The 15946-nt window shown below is 69.6% G+C and carries 17 protein-coding genes; 5 read left to right on the top strand and 12 right to left on the bottom strand.

Features of this window, described 5'->3' with window-relative positions:
* The first annotated feature begins 88 nt into the window (after positions 1-88).
* Positions 89-1279 carry an AMP-binding protein gene (locus tag D6860_RS10475; protein WP_076624263.1) on the top strand — a complete coding sequence of 397 codons (1191 nt, stop codon included), beginning with the start codon at positions 89-91 and terminating at the stop codon, positions 1277-1279.
* Positions 1276-2379 carry a thiolase family protein gene (locus D6860_RS10470; RefSeq protein WP_076624264.1) on the top strand — a complete coding sequence of 368 codons (1104 nt, stop codon included), beginning with the start codon at positions 1276-1278 and terminating at the stop codon, positions 2377-2379. Before D6860_RS10475 ends, D6860_RS10470 begins: the two co-directional genes overlap by 4 nt.
* On the opposite strand, the gene D6860_RS10465 is transcribed toward D6860_RS10470, so the two are convergent.
* The 12 genes from D6860_RS10465 to D6860_RS10410 all read right to left on the bottom strand — a co-directional run bounded on the left by D6860_RS10465 (position 2363) and on the right by D6860_RS10410 (position 12677).
* Positions 2363-3052, bottom strand: a complete 690-nt coding sequence (locus D6860_RS10465) for a nitroreductase (protein ID WP_076624265.1) — start codon at positions 3050-3052, stop codon at positions 2363-2365. The two genes, D6860_RS10470 and D6860_RS10465, sit on opposite strands and share 17 nt — an antisense overlap.
* A gap of 7 nt (positions 3053-3059) precedes the next feature.
* Complete coding sequence (locus D6860_RS10460; protein ID WP_076624266.1) at positions 3060-3602, bottom strand: biotin transporter BioY; 543 nt, start codon at positions 3600-3602, stop codon at positions 3060-3062.
* A 9-nt stretch (positions 3603-3611) separates the two neighbouring features.
* Positions 3612-4229, bottom strand: a complete 618-nt coding sequence (locus tag D6860_RS10455) for an energy-coupling factor transporter transmembrane component T family protein (RefSeq protein ID WP_076624267.1) — start codon at positions 4227-4229, stop codon at positions 3612-3614.
* Complete coding sequence (locus tag D6860_RS10450; RefSeq protein WP_371683190.1) at positions 4204-4974, bottom strand: energy-coupling factor ABC transporter ATP-binding protein; 771 nt, start codon at positions 4972-4974, stop codon at positions 4204-4206. The genes D6860_RS10455 and D6860_RS10450 overlap by 26 nt, the downstream gene beginning before the upstream one ends.
* An 88-nt stretch (positions 4975-5062) precedes the next feature.
* On the bottom strand, positions 5063-5374 hold the full coding sequence (locus tag D6860_RS10445; RefSeq protein ID WP_076624268.1) for a cytochrome o ubiquinol oxidase subunit IV: 312 nt from the start codon (positions 5372-5374) through the stop codon (positions 5063-5065).
* The gene (locus D6860_RS10440; protein WP_017469546.1) at positions 5371-5994 is read right to left on the bottom strand and encodes a cytochrome c oxidase subunit 3; all 624 of its coding nucleotides are present in this window, start codon (positions 5992-5994) and stop codon (positions 5371-5373) included. Before D6860_RS10440 ends, D6860_RS10445 begins: the two co-directional genes overlap by 4 nt.
* Positions 5991-8099, bottom strand: a complete 2109-nt coding sequence (locus D6860_RS10435) for a cbb3-type cytochrome c oxidase subunit I (protein ID WP_093412086.1) — start codon at positions 8097-8099, stop codon at positions 5991-5993. The genes D6860_RS10440 and D6860_RS10435 overlap by 4 nt, the downstream gene beginning before the upstream one ends.
* Positions 8096-8986 carry a cytochrome ubiquinol oxidase subunit II family protein gene (locus D6860_RS10430; protein WP_076624269.1) on the bottom strand — a complete coding sequence of 297 codons (891 nt, stop codon included), beginning with the start codon at positions 8984-8986 and terminating at the stop codon, positions 8096-8098. The genes D6860_RS10435 and D6860_RS10430 overlap by 4 nt, the downstream gene beginning before the upstream one ends.
* A 155-nt stretch (positions 8987-9141) precedes the next feature.
* The gene (locus D6860_RS10425) at positions 9142-9789 is read right to left on the bottom strand and encodes a 2-dehydro-3-deoxy-6-phosphogalactonate aldolase (protein ID WP_076624270.1); all 648 of its coding nucleotides are present in this window, start codon (positions 9787-9789) and stop codon (positions 9142-9144) included.
* Positions 9786-10757: a 2-dehydro-3-deoxygalactonokinase gene (locus D6860_RS10420; protein WP_076624271.1), complete on the bottom strand. Its 972-nt coding sequence runs from the start codon at positions 10755-10757 to the stop codon at positions 9786-9788. The genes D6860_RS10425 and D6860_RS10420 overlap by 4 nt, the downstream gene beginning before the upstream one ends.
* Entirely contained in the window at positions 10750-11535 is a 786-nt protein-coding gene (locus D6860_RS10415; protein ID WP_076624272.1) for an IclR family transcriptional regulator, read from the bottom strand. The genes D6860_RS10420 and D6860_RS10415 overlap by 8 nt, the downstream gene beginning before the upstream one ends.
* Positions 11536-11642: 107 nt before the next feature.
* The gene (locus tag D6860_RS10410) at positions 11643-12677 is read right to left on the bottom strand and encodes an HTH-type transcriptional regulator GntR (RefSeq protein ID WP_076624273.1); all 1035 of its coding nucleotides are present in this window, start codon (positions 12675-12677) and stop codon (positions 11643-11645) included.
* Positions 12678-12949: 272 nt separating this feature from the next.
* Here D6860_RS10410 and D6860_RS10405 point away from each other — a divergent pair, with 272 nt between their 5' ends.
* The 3 genes from D6860_RS10405 (at position 12950) to D6860_RS10395 (ending at position 15936) form a co-directional block, all read left to right on the top strand.
* Positions 12950-13981, top strand: a complete 1032-nt coding sequence (locus D6860_RS10405) for a TRAP transporter substrate-binding protein (RefSeq protein ID WP_017468497.1) — start codon at positions 12950-12952, stop codon at positions 13979-13981.
* A gap of 75 nt (positions 13982-14056) precedes the next feature.
* On the top strand, positions 14057-14620 hold the full coding sequence (locus D6860_RS10400; RefSeq protein WP_076624274.1) for a TRAP transporter small permease subunit: 564 nt from the start codon (positions 14057-14059) through the stop codon (positions 14618-14620).
* Positions 14620-15936: a TRAP transporter large permease gene (locus tag D6860_RS10395; protein ID WP_076624275.1), complete on the top strand. Its 1317-nt coding sequence runs from the start codon at positions 14620-14622 to the stop codon at positions 15934-15936. The genes D6860_RS10400 and D6860_RS10395 overlap by 1 nt, the downstream gene beginning before the upstream one ends.
* The last annotated feature ends 10 nt before the right edge of the window (positions 15937-15946 follow it).

Raw genomic sequence — 15946 nt, 5'->3', positions numbered from 1 at the left:
TGCGGGCGTCTTCATGCTACCCGCCTCGGCATTCCTCGATGCCCGCCGCGCGCGGTCGCGGCATCGCCCTGCCGCGTAGGTGATCCCGATGGCCCCGCCCGCTGCCTGTTTCCAATGGTCCGACACGACCCGGCTGCTGCTGCGCGGACGGCCGCTTGACGACCCGGCGCAGGACGGCGCCACGGCCCGCGACCTGCACGCGCTGCGCGTCGCCATCCGTGCGGAGGCAGAATTCACCGTCGGCCCCGAGGGCATCGGCCGCGTGCCCGGCGGCGCGCCGGGGTGGTTCCGCAGCCGCTCCTCCGGCACCACCGGCGCGGCCAAGACCATCCGCCGCAGCCATGGCTCGTGGATCGCCAGCTTCGAGGTCAACCGCGCGGCCCTCGGCCTTGGGCAAGGGGACGTCTACGCCATCCTCGGCGCGCCCGCCCACTCGCTGGCACTCTACGGCATCGTCGAGGCCGCGCATCTCGGCGCCGACCTGCACTGCGTCGAGGGGATGCGCCCCGACCGGCAGGCCGCCTGTCTTGCCACGGCAGGGGCCACCGTCCTCTATGCCACGCCGACCCAGCTGCGGCTGCTCTGCGATGCGGGTGCGCCGCTGCCCGCGCTGCGCCACATTCTCTGCGGTGGCGGGCGGATGCCGGCGGGCCTGCGCGCCCGGATCGCCGCGCTCTGCCCGAATGCCCTGCTGCGCGAGTTCTACGGCGCCGCCGAGACCAGCTTCATCGCCTGGGGCGATGCCGCGACCCCCGAAGGGGCGGTCGGGCGCCCCTATCCCGGCGTCGAGATCCGCATCGCCCCGTCCCGAGGACATTTCGGCGAAATCTGGGTGCGCAGCCCCTATCTCTTCGAGGGTTATGCCGAGGGCGGCAGCCCCGAGACCCGCTGGCAGGACGGCTTCGTCACCGTGGGCGAGATGGGTGCGCTCGACGCCGAGGGCAATCTCACCGTCGCCGGGCGGCGCAAGCGGATGGTGACCATCGCCGACCAGAACGTCTTTCCCGAGGACATCGAGGCCACCCTGCTGGCCGATCCGCAGCTCACCCATTGCGCCGTGGTGCCGCTTCCAGACTCGAAACGCGGCCACGTTCTGGTGGCCGTGATCGCGGCCCCCGCCGCGCCGGGCACCGCCGAGCGGTTGCTGCGCCGGGGCCGCGAGATCTTCGGCACGCTGACAGCGCCCCGCCGGGTCGTCGAGATGGACGACTTCCCGCTTACCGTCTCGGGCAAGCCCGACCTCGGCGAGATCGCGCGGCGACTGGAGGCCGGGGCATGACCGGGGTCCGCATCCTCTCGGCCCTGCGCTCGCCGGTCGCCCCGCGCGGCGGCGCGCTGTCGCGGCTCGAGCTCCACGAGCTTGGCGCGCCGGTGCTGCGGGCGGCCATCGCGGCGGCGGGTCTCGCACCCGACGAGGTGGACGAGCTCGTGCTCGGCAACGCGCTCGGCGCCGGCGGCAACCCGGCGCGGCTGGTGGCGCTGGCCGCCGGCCTGCCGGAACGGGTCGCGGGGCTGTCCATCGACCGCCAGTGCTGCGGCGGGCTCGACGCGCTGGTGCTGGGTGCCGCGCTGATCGCCTCGGGACAGGCCGAGGTGGTCGCCGCGGGCGGGGTCGAATCCTACTCGCGCCGGCCGCTGCGGTCGCGCACCGACCCCGAGGGCGGAGCCCCCCTGCCCTACGACCGGCCGCCCTTCGTGCCGTGGTCGGATCTGGACCCGGAGATGGACGCCGCTGCGGACGCACTTGCCCGCGAGCAGGGCATTTCGCGCGATGCGCAAGACAGATGGGCCTGCGAAAGCCACGCCAAGGCCCGCGCCGCCGATCTCTCGCCCGAGATCGTGCCGCTCGCAGGGCTCGGTCACGATGCCTTTGCCCGCGCGCTCACGCCCCGGCTCGCGGCTCGCGCCCCGGTGGTGTCGGGCACGATCACCGCCGCCAATGCCGCCGTCGCCGCCGACGCCGCGGCGGTCTGCATCCTTGTTTCGGACCGAGTGGCGGCGCGGCTCGGGCGCGCTGGCCTGCGCTACGCCGGCGGGCTCACGCTCGGCGGGCGGCCCGACCGCCCCGGACTCGCGCCGGTCGCGGCCATCGAGGCGCTGTTGTCACGGGCGGGGCTTGCGCCCGGCGCGCTGGCGGTGGCCGAAATCATGGAGGCCTTTGCCGCGCAGGCCATCGCCTGCGTCACGGGCGCCGGGCTCGATCCCGCCATCGTCAACCCCGGCGGCGGCGCGCTGGCACGCGGGCACCCGATCGGTGCATCGGGGGCGATCAACGCGGTGCGCCTCTACCACGAGATCAACGCGCGCGGCGGCACCGGCCTTGCCGCCATCGCGGCGGCGGGCGGACTCGGCACCGCGCTGCTCATGTCGGATCGGTGAAGCCCCGCAGCATCGCGAAGGCCTCGAGCGGGTCGCGGTCGGTCTCGACGCTGTTGACGGGCGCGGTCTCGTCCGGCCGCCCCAGCGCCATGCCGCAGACCACCATCTCGTCGGCGCCAAGGCCAAGATGCCCGTGCACCACGTCGGCGTAGTTGGCGAGCGCGCCGATGCCGCAGGTGGCGTAGCCCATGCCCTCGGCGGCGAGCATCAGCGCCATCAGCGCCATGCCCAGGTCCATGAAGCACCCCTTGCCCATGTCGGGCCGGATGGTCACGACGATGCCCACGGGCGCGGAAAAGAACCGGTAGTTCTCGACGAACTGGGCCTTGCGCCCGGCGATGTCGCGGCGTCCGATCCCGAGCGCACTGTAAAGCGCGTATCCCGCCGCGCGCTGCTTCGCCTTCAGCTCTGCGGGCATCGGCTGCGGGAAGTAGGAGTATTCCGACACCGGTGCACGGTCGGCCTCGGCCACCGCGACCAGCGCGTCGGAAAGCCCGGCCAGCGGCGCGCCGGTGAGCGCGTGGAAGCATCCGGGCTGGAGGTTGGCGCCGCTCGGGGCGGAGCGCGCCGCGCGCAGGATGCGCACGACGTCTGCCCCCGGCACCGGGTCGGGCCGAAAGGCCCGCACCGAGCGCCGGCCCAAGAGCAGCGCCTCCGCCCCGGTGTGGCTCATGCCCGGCTCACCCGCGCGACAGAACGCTCGACGGACGCGAGCGCGCCAGCCCCGAGGTGATGAGACCGGCGAGCACGGCCTTGAGCACGTCGCCGGGAATGAAGGCGGTGACCAGCAGCGCCGCCTCGGGGATCGTCTTGCCGAGGGTGATCGACATGCCCACGACGCCGAAGACGTAGAGCACGACGATGCCGCCCACGACCGAGGCGACCGAGGCCACCAGCGCCAGCCGGCCCTGCCAGCGCTCGACGATGAGGCCCGTGACGAAGGCGGCGAACGGCCAGCCCACGAGAAAGCCCACGGTCGGCGAGGCGAAGACGCCGAGCCCGCCGCGTCCGCCGGCCAGCAGCGGCAGCCCGAGCGCGACCAGCGCGATGAACAGCAGCACCGCCAGCGCTCCGCGTTTCGCGCCCAGCACCGTGCCGCAGAGCATCACGCCGAGCGTCTGCGCGGTGATTGGCACGCCGAAGGCAAGCGTGAATTTCGGGATCAGCCCGAGCCCGGCGATCAGCGCCGCGAACAGTGCGATGAGGGTGAGATTGCGTTCCATGACCGGTCCTTATCCTGTGTCGTTGGGCGGTTCGACGCCGCCGCGGGCGCGCAGCGCCTCGGCGACATGTTCTGCATCGTCGATGGCCAGTGCCGCAAGGGGCATGACGATCTGCCATCCGGTGCGGCGGGGCGAGCGCGCGCGCCAGGCCTCGGACAGCAGGCTGCCTTGCCGCGCGATGGCCGGGGTGAAGCGCACCACCAGCGCGACGGAAAGCTCGAGCGCCCGGGTCGACAGCCCGAAGCGCCGGAAGGGCGTGGTGAGGAAACCCGCGACCGCCACCATGTCGGTGAGCCGGGTCGTCATCGTCACGAAATTCGCCAGCGACAGCGCCGCCATCAGCCGCAGCGCAACGGCGAGGCCCTCGGCCAGCTGCCCGGTGAGCCCGTGCCAGACGGCGATCAGCAGCAGGAACGGCACGAGGATGCGCAGGCTGCGCGCGGCGGCCCGGGCAAAGCGCAGGCCTCCGGTCAGGATCAGCGCCACGACGCCGGCCAGTGCCAGCGCCAGCCACGCCGGGTCGTCCAGCATGAAGAGCCCCACCGTCGCCAGCGACAGCGCCGCCAGCTTGACACCGGCGGGCACCCGGTGGGCCCAGGTCTCAACCGGCGAGGTCAGAGAGATCATCGGCGCCCCCCCATGCGGTCATCTGCTGCTCGAAGGCGGCCAGCACCTCGGCCGCGGGACCATCCTGCCGCACCCGGCCCTCGTCGATCCAGACCACGCGGTCGTAGTGCCGCACGCTGGCCGGATCGTGGGTGATCTGAACCACGGTCGCATCAACCCCGTCGACGTGGCGCATCAGCTGCATCCGGGTCGGGATGTCGAGCCCGGAATAGGGCTCGTCGAGCACGATCAGCGCGGGCCGCATCGCCAGCACCGACATCAGGCAGACAAGCTGCTTCTGCCCCTGCGACAGCGCATGGGTCGCTGCCTCGGCCCAGTGGCTCTTGCCGAAGCGGGCGAGAATCTCGCGAGTCGCTTCGCGGGCCGCGTCGCGACCCTGGCCAAGTTGCAGCAGGCCGAAGGAGATTTCCTCCTCGACGGTCGGAAAGATGATCTGGTGGTCGGGATTCTGGAACAGGATGCCCACCGCCCGGAGCGCCGCCTTGCGGTCGCGCGCCATGTCGCTTCCGCCGATCGTCGCGGTGCCGGCATCGACCGGCTGCAACCCGGCGATCACCCGTGCCAGCGTGGTCTTGCCCGAACCGTTGCGACCGACGATGGCGATACGGCGGTCGCTGGCGCGGAGCGAGACGTCGCGCAACACCTCGGCACCGTTCAGCCGGACCGTGACACCCGCGAGCTCGAGCAGCGGCGGCTTCGCCTGCCCGGACACGTCGCGCGCCGTGGTTGCCGTCTTCCGCTGCACTCCGCCCTCCCGTTCACAGCCGGTCGCGGCGTCATACATGGTTTCCGGCCGGCGTCCAACGCTCTGCGGGCACGGGTCTGCCCTGCACTCACCCCATGCGGGCGTGCAGGTCCCACAGCAGCCAGATCGTGCCGAAACCCATCAGCGCGAGGATCAGCGTGGTGAACAGGATCAGGTGCAGGTCCTCGCGGGTCTGGCCCTTCAGACGGATGTGCAGGAAGAACCGCAGGTGCACCGCCATCTGGATCACCGCCGCTCCCGCCGTGACCCAGAGGATCGTGCCGCGCGACGCGAGGTCCCACGCGACCATCGCGAAGATCGGCAGGGTCAGCACCAGCGCCAGCGCCAGCCCGAGCAGGTAGCTCATCGCCTCGTGGCGTTTCTGCGGGTTGTCGCTCATGCCAGCCCCCCGATGTAGACGACGGAGAAGATCCCGATCCACACGAGATCGAGGAAATGCCATAGCACCGACAGCCGGGCCATGCCGAGCTTCACCTTGTCGTCGACCCCGTAGACCGCGATCTGCCCCAGCAGGCCCGCGGCCCAGAGGCAGGCGCTCAGGACGTGCAGCCCGTGCAGTGGCACCAGCGCCCAGAAGGACGACAGGAAACCGCTGACGCCCGGGGTGCCGCCCTCGGACGACATCTTGACGAAGTCGTGCAGCTCGTAGCCGGCAAAGGCCAGCGCGAATGCCATGGCCACCAGCAGCCAGCCGATCATGCCGCGCGGGTGGGAATCGTGCTTCAGCGCCAGTTGCGAGAACCCCATCGCCACCGATGAGGCGAGCAGCAGCAGCGTCTCGATGAAGATCGGGCGCAGCTCGTAGAGCTCCTGCGGCCCCGGCCCGCCGTTGGTGGCAGGCCGCATCACCACGTAGGTCGCGATCAGCAGGCCGAAGAGCACGGCATCCGACATCATGAAGACCCAGAAGCCGAAGGCCTGCGTCTCGGCCTCGTCGTCGACGCGGCCACTCCCGGATCCGAGGGTCAGTCCGGGGTGGCGACTCACGGATCCGCTCATGGCTCCATCTCCTGCGGCATGGGAATGGCGTGGCCCCGATTTTCGGGGGTCAGCTCGGCGCGGCGCGGCGCCTTGGGGGTCGCGGCGGCGAGCGCACGGTAGGCACGCCATTCACGACCGACCTCTTCGGCGGGCACGATCTTCTCGGTATCGCGGCGGAAGCCCTGCGCGACCAGAACGGCGGGGACGAGCAGCGCCAGAGGCAGCGCGGCCCACCACATGTGCCAGACCAGCGCAAAGGCGAGCGCCACGCCGATCGCCCCCGACACCGGGCCGAGCAGCGCGTTCTTCGGCATCTCGATGTCCTCGAAGCCCTCTTCGGGGGGGCCGACGTCCATGCCCGCCTCTTTCAGGGTGGCGAAGGGGTCGCGCCCTTCCACGTTGGGCTGCGAGGGGAAGTTCCACTCGGGCGGCGGCGCCGGCAGCGCCCATTCCAGCGTGCGCCCGTCCCACGGGTCGCCCACCGGCACCGCCAGTCGCGCGCGGTGGCGCACCGAAACCCAGAGCTGCGCCACGAGGCAGAGGAAGCCCGCGAGGAGGATCCCCGCACCGGCGAGCGCGACCAGCGTGAAGGGCGTCCAGTAGGGATCGAAGTAGCCCGCCATCCGGCGCGGCATCCCCATCAGACCCAGCGCGTAGAGCGGGAAGAAAGCCGCCATGAAGCCGATGATCCAGCACCACGCCGCGCGGTAGCCCCAGCGGTCGTCGAGCCGGAAGCCGAAGGCCTTGGGAAACCAGAGCGTGTAGCCCGCGATCATTCCGAACAGCAGGCCTGGGATCAGCATGTTGTGGAAATGCGCCACGAGGAACAGCGTGTTGTGCACCTGGAAATCAATGGTGGGATTGGCGAGCAGGATGCCCGACAGCCCGCCGATGCTGAACAGGAACAGGAAGGCCACCGCGTAGAGCATCGGCACGGTCATCCGCACCCGGCCGCGATACATGGTGAGCATCCAGTCGTAGATCTTCACCCCCGTCGGGATGCCGATGGCCATCGTCGCGATGCCGAAGGCCGCGTTCAGATCGGCGCTCTGCCCCATGGTGAAGAAGTGGTGCACCCAGACCGTGAAGCTCAGCACCGCGATGCTCATGGTGGCGAGCACCAGCGCGGTGTAGCCGTAGAGCGTCTTGCCCGAGAAGATCGCGAAGACCTCGGACCAGACGCCGAAGGCCGGCAGGATGAGGATGTAGACCTCGGGGTGGCCGAACAGCCAGAACAGGTTGGCGTAGTTCATCATGTTGCCGCCACCGTCGTTGGTGAAGAAGTGGAAGCCGAGGTAGCGGTCGAGCGCCAGCAGCGCGGTCGCGATGGTCAGCGGCGGCATCGCGAAGGTCATCAGGATCGAGGTGCAGAGCGAGGTCCAGGAGAACAGCGGCATCCGCATCAGCGTCATGCCGGGGCAGCGCTTCTTGTAGATCGTGACGGCGAAATTGATCCCCGAGAAGGTCGTGCCGAGCGAGCTGAGCGTCACCGCCCAGATCCAGTAGTCGGGCCCCGCGCCGGGGTTGAAGGCGGCCCCGGTAAAGGGCGGGTATCCGGTCCAGCCGCCGGTCGAGAACGGCGCCAGCAGCAGCGACACCATGAGGATCGCGCCGCCGGCGATGGTCAGCATCAGCGACACCGAGTTCAGCACCGGGAAGGCCACGTCGCGGGCGCCGATCTGCAGCGGCACCACGTAATTGATGAGCCCGGTGAGGAACGGCATCGCCATGAAGAAGATCATGATCGTGCCGTGGGTGGTGAAGAGCTCTCCGAAATGCTCGGCGGCGACGATGCCGCCGCCATCGGCACCCACCGCCTGCTGGGTGCGCATCACGATGGCCTCGGCCAGCGCGCGGGCCAGCATGAAGAAGCTGAACACCACGTACATGATGCCGATCTTCTTGTGATCGACCGAGGTCAGCCAGTCGCGCCAGAGCGGCCCCCACCAGCGCTTGCGGGTGATGATCCACAAGGCGACCAGCGCCCCGAGCAGCGCCATGCCGGCGGCGGTGCTCGCCACGATGGCCGAGGACAGCTCGAGCCGCGTCTCGGCCTGCAGGATGTGGGTGAACGGCATCGCGTCCCACGTCAGCCGCCCGAAGGGAAATCCCCAGTCGTTCATTGGTGGTGCTCCTCCAGTCCGGCGGTCTCGCGGAACAGCGTCTCGGGGGCGGAGGCGAAATGCACGACGGTGCCGTCCTCCATCCCGAGCGCGTGCCGCAGGTCGAGCTTGGTGCCCTCACTCTCGAGCGCCTCGCGCGCGGCGTCATCGAAGGGCACCCCCTCGCTGCGCGCCGCCTCGACCCAGGCGACGAAATCGGTGTCGCTCATGGCGCGGGCGGTGAAGCTCTGCATCGCGAAGCCCCTGCCGTTGTACTGCGTGTTGCGCCCACCGAAGGCGCCCGGCTTGTCAGCGGCGAGGTTCAGCTCGGTCCGCATCCGGTTCATCGCGTAGATCTGGCCGCCGAGACGCGGGATGAAGAAGCTCTGCATCACCGTCTGCGAGGTCAGGCTCAGCTTCAGCGGACGGTCGGCGGGAAAGGCCAGCTCGCCGACGCTGGCCACGCCCTCTTCGGGGTAGATGAACAGCCACTTCCAGTCGTAGCCGATCACCTCGACCTCGTAGGGCGTGCCGCTGGCCCCGTGCACCGGCGCGTAGGGATCGAGCTGATGGGTGCGGATCCACAGCAGGACACCAAGCACCACGACGACCACCACCGGAACGCTCCACGAGAGCCACTCGAAGAGCTTCGACATGTCCCAGCCGGGGCGATACGACGGCATGCGCCGCCCGTAGCGGTAGCGGTGCACGAGCCACGGAGTCAGCACGAAGACCGGGATCACCACGACAAGGGTGATGGCGGTGACGACAAGCAGGTGCTGGTATTGCAGCGCCGCGACCGGCCCCGCCGGGTTCAGGAAGCTCTCGGCCCGCGCGATGCCGGGCCACGCCAGCAGGGCGAGGAACGGAACGCGACAAAGCGCGGAACGCGCGCGGCGTGCTGGCATGTGCTGGACCTCGCGAACAAGTGATGGCTGCGATGATCCAAGAACCTTAGGGCCGCATAGACGCGCGGCAACTCGCCTTCAGGTCGCAAGGCCGGATGACCCGACGGACCGGGCGCGGCCTCTGCCCGCCCGGTCGGAAGGTCACGGCGCGGCGGTCAGCCCGCCTCGCGCGCCCAAGCCTTTGTAAAGGCGCCGGCCTTCGCCGCAACGGTCGCGGCGTCGTCGCCCGGCTTGTAGAGCGCGCTGCCCAGTCCGAAGCCCGCCGCCCCGGCGGCAAGGAAATCCGTCATCGTGTCGGGCGCGATGCCACCCACCGGGAACAACCGTGTGCCGACGGGCAGGATCGTCCGGATCGCCTTGACCACCTTCGCGTCCACCAGCTCGGCCGGGAACACCTTGAGCGCGTCGGCGCCCGCGTGCAGCGCGGCATAGGCCTCGGTCGGGGTGGCGATGCCCGGAATGCAGATCATCCCCGCCGCCTTGGCCTGCGCGATCACCGCGGTGTCGGCATGTGGCATGACCACGAGGTCGGCGCCGATCTCGTCGAGCCGCGCCACGGCGTCGAGCGTGGTCACGGTGCCTGCACCGATCAGCGCATCGGCGGGCAGCGCGGCGCGCACGCGGGCGATGCTGTCGAAGGGCTCGGGCGAGTTCAGCGGGATCTCGATGAGCCGGAAGCCCGCGTCGTAGAGCGTCTGCGCGATCTCCACCGACTCCTCCGGGCGCAGGCCGCGCAGGATGGCGACGAGCGGCAGCGCGGTGCAGGCGGCCTCGAGACGGGTGGAACGGTCGGTATCGGTCATGGATGGACTCCGGTGTCGGGGGAAATCAGGCCGGCGTCGCAGGCGAGCCGGAAGAGGCCGGCGGGGGCCGGGTTCTCGATCCGTGCCGCGGGGTCGCGGCCGGACAGCTGGTGCAGCGCCGTGGCGTAGCGGCGGCAGAGCTCGGCGCTGCCGACGAGGATCACCGGGCCGTCGCCATGCGCGGCCAGCCCCGAGACGATCTCGTGCCCGATGAGCAACCCCGAGCAGTAGTCGGCCAGCGCGCCGCCCGGCAGCTTGCCGGTCAGTCCCAGCGTGCGCGTGCTGAAGAGCTGCCGCGTCAGGTCGCCCGGCCCGGCCTCCGAGGCCAGCGCCACGCCTTGCGCGAAGGCCGCCGCGCGCGCCTCGTCGGGCACCGGATCGTCGGTCATCAGCCGCCCGAGGATCGAGTGGCCGCGCATCACCGCGAAGATCTCGCCGGTCATGTAGGTGGCAAAGCCGGTGACGGTGTTGTCGGCGACCTGCGCCCATTTCGAATGCGTTCCCGGCAGCACCAGCGTTGCCGCCGCCTGCCAGTCGGCGCGCCCGGCGATGGCGCCGGCGATCTGGATCTCCTCGCCGCGCATCACGTCCGGGGTGCCGCCCTCGGGATCGAACAGCAGCCCCGGGGCCAGCAGGATCTCGTGACCGTTCGCAGCGCGCACTCGTGCCGCAGCCCCCGGCAGCGCGTCGATCGGCGCGGGGCACCGCAGGTAGGGCACCTCGCACCAGCCCTGCGCGCTGCCGACCATGCCACCCGCAACCACCGGCACCGGCGCCGCCTCCAGCCAGTCGCCGCAGATCGCGGCAAAGGCCGCCTCGAACCCCGGCACGCCCGGTTCCGGCAGGTGCTGGATGCCATGCGCCGAGGCGCGGGTCTCGAGCACCCTGCCCGCCCGCGACATGCGGAAGGCGCGCAGGCTCGAGGTGCCCCAGTCCAGCGCGATCAGCGCGGTTTGCTCGTCAGTCATCGTCGGGCCTCCAACCCAGCTCTCGGGAAATCTCCTGCGCGTGGGCCACCACCAGCGGCGCCAGCCGGGCCATGCGCTCGTCGGGCATGAAGGGCGCGGCCGAGGCCACGCTCAGCCCGGCGACGATCCGGCCCTCGACGTCGCGCACCGGCGCGCCGATGCAGCGGATGCCGCGCTCGTTCTCTTCGAGGTCGAGGCTGTGGCCCCGCCCCCGCACCGCCGCGATGTCATCGCGGAACGCCTCCCACGGGCGCGGCGGCACCCGGTCGGGCCGTGCCGCCTGCGCATCGGCGCCCCGCTCGTAGAGCGCCCGCAGCGACGGCTCGTCATGGTCGGCCAGCATCGCCTTGCCGAGCCCGGTGAAGGCGAGCGGCATGCGCTGACCGGGCCGCGAGCGCATCTCGAGGCCGCGCGTGCCGTCGATCTTGTCGAGGTAGAGCACCTCGTCGCCGTCCGGCACGCCAAGATGCACCGTGTCGCCGGTCGCCTCTGCCAGCCGCCGCAGCGCCGGGGAGGCCACCGCAAGCACCGGCTGCTGCGCCCGCGCCCGCGCACCAAGGTGGATGAGCTCGGGCCCCAGAACGTAGCCCTGCCCCGGCAGCCTGTAGAGACAGCCCTCCGCGACGAGGCTTGCCAGCAAGCGCTGCGCCGTGCTGCGCGGCACCTCGAGCGCGGCGGCGATGCCGGATGCGCCGGTGGTGCCGGCCCCGACGAGGCGCAGGACCTCGAGCCCGCGACTCAGCGTCTGGGTGCCACGTTGCGCCTTGTCCTCTGGCATCTGCCGCTCCGTCTCGCGCCGGGCGGATGGCCCCCGGTCTTGCCCGCAAATAGCGAGAGGGCGCAGTATGTGTCAAATAATGATTCATGCGCCCACATAGTGAGACATCAGGCCTTGCGGCAGGTCGTCTCCCGCACCATCAGTTCGTAGCCCAGGTCGACATGCCGCTCGGTGACCGAGTTCGGCTTGGCGATCTCGGCCAGCAGCATGTCGATGGCGCGCCGCCCGATGGCATGGCGCGGGGTGGCGACGGCGGTGAGCGCCGGCACCATGTGGCGCGACATCTCGATGTCGTTGTAGCTGCAAATGCCAAGCTCGCCGGGGACCGCGATATTGCGCCGGGTGGCTTCCATCAGCGCCCCGACGGCAAGGTCGTCGTTGTTGCACAGAACGGAGTCGGTGTCGGGCATCCGCGCCAGAAGCTGCTCGAGCAGATGCCCCCCGAGGCCAACCGACGAGGGCTGCGGCGTGGTGATGATCCGGTTTTCGTCCAGCACGCCGGCCTCGGCGGCGAAATCGCGGAACGCCCCCAGCCGTCGCTGAGCGCGCGGGTCCATCCGCGCGCTCAGGAAGCCGGGCCGCCGGAACCCGCAGTCCAGAAGATGCTGTGCCGCCACGCGCACGCCGGCGAGCTGGTCGAAGCCGACGCTCATGTCGACCGCGTCGTCGCTCGTTTCCATGATCTGCACCACGGGGCACGCGGCCGTTTCGAGCAGCTTCCGCCCCGCCGGGGTCTGGTCCATCGACGACACGATGAGCCCAGCCGGCCGCTGGCTGAGGAAGTTCCGGATCAGCCCCTCTTCCTCGAGCGCGCTGTAGCGGTAGTTGCCGATCTGCACGAAGTAGCGCGTGCCGGCGACGCCCTCGTAGACGCCGCGCAGCACGTCCGAGAACACGTTGTTGGTCAGCGAGGGCACCAGCAGCCCGATGGTCGAGGTGCTGCGCGAGGCCAGCGCCGAGGCCGCCGGATCGGGGGTATAGCCCAGCCTGCGGATCGCTTCCTCGACCTTCTGGCGGGCGCGTTCCGAGACGATCTCGGGCGAGCGGATCGTGCGTGATACCGTGATCGCGCTAACACCCGCTTCGCGGGCCACATCCACCAATGTGGGCCGGTCGGAGGTCGGTTTCGTCTTGCGTGCCATGCGGGTCTTCGGGTCCTTCCAGGTCCCGGCATTCTTGCCCAGACCAGATGATTATTCAAGAAAAACGGCAAGATGCCATTGTCATTTCCGTTGGGTAACCGCCGTCTGCGGGCGCTCCTCCGGGCGGTTGCTCCCCCGTTCGAACATGGCAGAAAAAAATGACAGATAAAATGATTGCGCTGTCATTTCTTGTATCATACCTTGCATCCGACTCGCGGCCCGGGGAGAAATCCCGAGCCGCGGCCAGTTCAGACCAAAGGGAGGAGCCCTCTATGACGACCCTGACTCGCCGCAACCTGTTCCTTGGGACCGCCGTCGTGCTCGCGATGGCCGGCACCGCGCAGGCGCAGGACTACAGCTTCCGCTTCCAGTCCTCCGACCCGGCCGGCAACACCAACTTCATGCTCCAGAAGGAGTGGGCCGAGATGGTCTCGGAAAAGACCGACGGCCAGATCGCGATCGAGATGCTGCCGGTCGAGACCATCGTCGCGCACAGCGAGACCCTCGACGCGGTGGCCGCCGGCATCATCGACGGTCACTTCACCGACACCTCCTATGCCTCGGGCAAGGACCCGGCCTTCGGCCTGATCGCGAACCCGGTCGGCGCATGGTCCGACCCGAGCCAGATGTTCGACTTCATGGAGAACGGCGGCGGCAAGGAACTGATGAACGAGATGCTCGAGCCCTACGGCCTGCACTTCATCGGCGCCACCACCCCCGGCCTCGAGGCGTTCGTCTCGAAGGTTCCGCTTGACGGTGTCGACGATCTCGAGGGCCTGAAGCTGCGCGCCCCCGAGGGCATGGTGCAGAACGTCTTCGCCGCCGCGGGCGCCGCTCCGGTGAACCTGCCCGGCTCCGAGGTCTTCACCTCGCTCGACAAGGGCGTGATCGACGCGGCCGACTACAACACCTTCTCGACCAACGCGGCCCAGGGCCTGCACGACGTCGCACAGCACCCGGTCTACCCGGGCTTCCACTCCATGCCGCTCATCGAGGTGTCGATGAACAAGGCGAAGTGGGACGCGCTGCCCGAGGAACTGCAGGCCGCTCTCGAGGAGTCGGTGAAGGAATTCGCCGTCTACCAGTCCGAGACCGTGCACGAGCGTGACATGGAAGCGGCCGAAGAGGCACGCGAAAGCGGCGAGATCACCATCCACGACTGGTCCGACGAAGAGCGCGCCAAGTTCCGCGCCATCGCCCGCAGCCAGTGGGAAAAGGCCGCCGAGGCATCGGAGAACTCGCAGAAGGTCTACGATACCCTCACGACCTACCTGGTCGACAAGGGCCTGATGGCCGAGGAGTAATCCTCTTCGGTCCCTGCATTGCCCCCGGCTTCTGGCCGGGGGTTCTTCTTTTCCAGTCCGGAGGCAGCGCTCGCCATGACCGACGCCATCGACGAAACACTCGCGACGCACAACAAGACCCCCGAACCGGTCCCCGAGGCCGGCATGTTCGGACGCGCCGTCAACGCCATCGGCATCCTCTTCGCCATCGGCATCCTGCTCTCGGCGGGACTGCTGTTCTACGAGGTGGTGATGCGCTACGTCTTCGACGCGCCGACGAGATGGGTCCATGAGACCGTCGTCTTCCTCAGCGCCATCGCCTTCGTCTTCGGCGGGCTGTACGTCGCCGCGATCGACAAGCACATCCGCGTCGTCCTGTTCTACGACAACCTGACGTCCGGCATGAAACGCGCCTTCGACGTTGCGATCTCGCTCGCCTGCTTCGTGGCCTCGGTGTTCTTCGCCTGGGCTGCCTGGCTCAGCGTCGAGCGCGCCGCCTGGACGCCGCAGGGCGATTTCCGGCTCGAGACCTCGGGCTCGGCATGGAACCCGCCCTACCCCGGCATCCTCAAGGTCTTCCTCTTCGTGATCCTTGTGCTGCTGGCGATCCAGTTCGCGATCTTCACGATCAACCACCTGCGCAGGAAGGGCCAGCACTGATGGACTTTCTCCCCGATCTCCAGGCGCTCGGCATCGGCGGCGCGACCCTCGCGATGTTCGTGATGCTGATGGTGCTCTTGCTCACCGGCATGCCGCTCGCCTTCGTCACGCTTCTCGTCGCGCTGATCTTCGCACTCGGCTGGTTCGGCCCGATGGCCGTGCCGCTGATCACCTCGCGGATCTTCAGCTTCGTCAACAGCTTCGTCTTCGTCTCGGTGCCGATGTTCGTGCTGATGGCGGCGATCCTCGACCGCTCCGGCATCGCCCGCGACCTGTTCGACGCCATGAAGGTGCTCGCCGGCCGCATCCGTGGCGGCGTCGCGATCCAGACGCTGCTCGTCGCGGTGGTGCTCGCGGCCATGTCCGGCATCATCGGCGGCGAGGTCATCCTGCTCGGCCTGCTGGCGCTGCCGCAGATGCTGCGCCTCGGCTACGACCGCAACCTCGCCATCGGCGTGTGCTGCGCGGGCGGCGCGCTCGGCACCATGGTGCCCCCGTCCATCGTTCTCATCATCTACGGCCTGACCGCGAACGTCTCGGTCGGCGACCTCTTCTCGGCCGCCTTCCTGCCGGGCCTCATGCTCGCCGGCTTCTACGCCGCCTACATCCTGATCCGGGCCTACCTGAACCCGGCGCTCGCCCCCGTGGCCGAGCCCGAGGACATGACCCGCGGCGAGAAGCTGCGCCTGCTCAAGGGCCTCTTCCTGCCGATCCTCGTGGTGATCTTCGTGCTGGGCTCGATCTACGGCGGCATCGCCTCGGTGACCGAGGCCTCGGCCATCGGCGTGATCGGCGTCACGCTCTCGACCCTGATCCGGGGCGAGCTGACCGTCGAGCTTCTGGTCGGTGCGGCCAAGCAGACCCTGCGCACCGTCGGCATGATCGTCTGGATCGGCATCGGCGCCTCGGCCCTCGTCGGCGTGTTCAACCTGATGGGCGGCATCAACTTCGTGTCGAACCTGATCACCGGCATCTCGGACAATCCGACCGTCGTGATCCTGTTCATGATGGCGATCCTCTTCGTGCTCGGCATGTTCCTCGACTGGGTGGGCATCGCCCTGCTCTGCATGCCGATCTTCGTGCCGATCGTCGTCAAGATGGGCTTCGACCCGGTCTGGTTCGGCGTCGTCTTCGCGATGAACATGCAGGTCAGCTTCCTGTCGCCGCCTTTCGGCCCGGCCGCCTTCTACCTGAAGTCGGTGGCACCGCCGGACATCTCGCTCGGAGACATCTTCAAGTCGCTGCTGCCGTTCATCGCGATGCAGGTGCTCGCCGTGGCGATCCTGATCATCTTCCCCGGTATCACCGGCCATTAACGCCCCGGAG

It is taken from the genome of Salipiger sp. D13 (assembly GCF_003703915.1).
Classification (GTDB): Bacteria; Pseudomonadota; Alphaproteobacteria; order Rhodobacterales; family Rhodobacteraceae; genus Salipiger; species Salipiger profundus.
This window is presented reverse-complemented; position numbering and strand designations above follow the sequence as displayed.

Bases quoted from the DNA above. Each gene is read 5' to 3' on its own strand.
- D6860_RS10415 (WP_076624272.1), bottom strand. From the start codon at position 11,535: ATGCCAGAGGACAAGGCGCAACGTGGCACCCAGACGCTGAGTCGCGGG.
- D6860_RS10460 (WP_076624266.1), bottom strand. From the start codon at position 3,602: ATGGAACGCAATCTCACCCTCATCGCACTGTTCGCGGCGCTGATCGCC.
- D6860_RS10470 (WP_076624264.1), top strand. From the start codon at position 1,276: ATGACCGGGGTCCGCATCCTCTCGGCCCTGCGCTCGCCGGTCGCCCCG.
- D6860_RS10455 (WP_076624267.1), bottom strand. From the start codon at position 4,229: ATGATCTCTCTGACCTCGCCGGTTGAGACCTGGGCCCACCGGGTGCCC.
- D6860_RS10400 (WP_076624274.1), top strand. From the start codon at position 14,057: ATGACCGACGCCATCGACGAAACACTCGCGACGCACAACAAGACCCCC.
- D6860_RS10440 (WP_017469546.1), bottom strand. From the start codon at position 5,994: ATGAGCGGATCCGTGAGTCGCCACCCCGGACTGACCCTCGGATCCGGG.
- D6860_RS10405 (WP_017468497.1), top strand. From the start codon at position 12,950: ATGACGACCCTGACTCGCCGCAACCTGTTCCTTGGGACCGCCGTCGTG.
- D6860_RS10410 (WP_076624273.1), bottom strand. From the start codon at position 12,677: ATGGCACGCAAGACGAAACCGACCTCCGACCGGCCCACATTGGTGGAT.
- D6860_RS10475 (WP_076624263.1), top strand. From the start codon at position 89: ATGGCCCCGCCCGCTGCCTGTTTCCAATGGTCCGACACGACCCGGCTG.
- D6860_RS10425 (WP_076624270.1), bottom strand. From the start codon at position 9,789: ATGACCGATACCGACCGTTCCACCCGTCTCGAGGCCGCCTGCACCGCG.
- D6860_RS10465 (WP_076624265.1), bottom strand. From the start codon at position 3,052: ATGAGCCACACCGGGGCGGAGGCGCTGCTCTTGGGCCGGCGCTCGGTG.
- D6860_RS10445 (WP_076624268.1), bottom strand. From the start codon at position 5,374: ATGAGCGACAACCCGCAGAAACGCCACGAGGCGATGAGCTACCTGCTC.
- D6860_RS10430 (WP_076624269.1), bottom strand. From the start codon at position 8,986: ATGCCAGCACGCCGCGCGCGTTCCGCGCTTTGTCGCGTTCCGTTCCTC.
- D6860_RS10395 (WP_076624275.1), top strand. From the start codon at position 14,620: ATGGACTTTCTCCCCGATCTCCAGGCGCTCGGCATCGGCGGCGCGACC.
- D6860_RS10435 (WP_093412086.1), bottom strand. From the start codon at position 8,099: ATGAACGACTGGGGATTTCCCTTCGGGCGGCTGACGTGGGACGCGATG.
- D6860_RS10420 (WP_076624271.1), bottom strand. From the start codon at position 10,757: ATGACTGACGAGCAAACCGCGCTGATCGCGCTGGACTGGGGCACCTCG.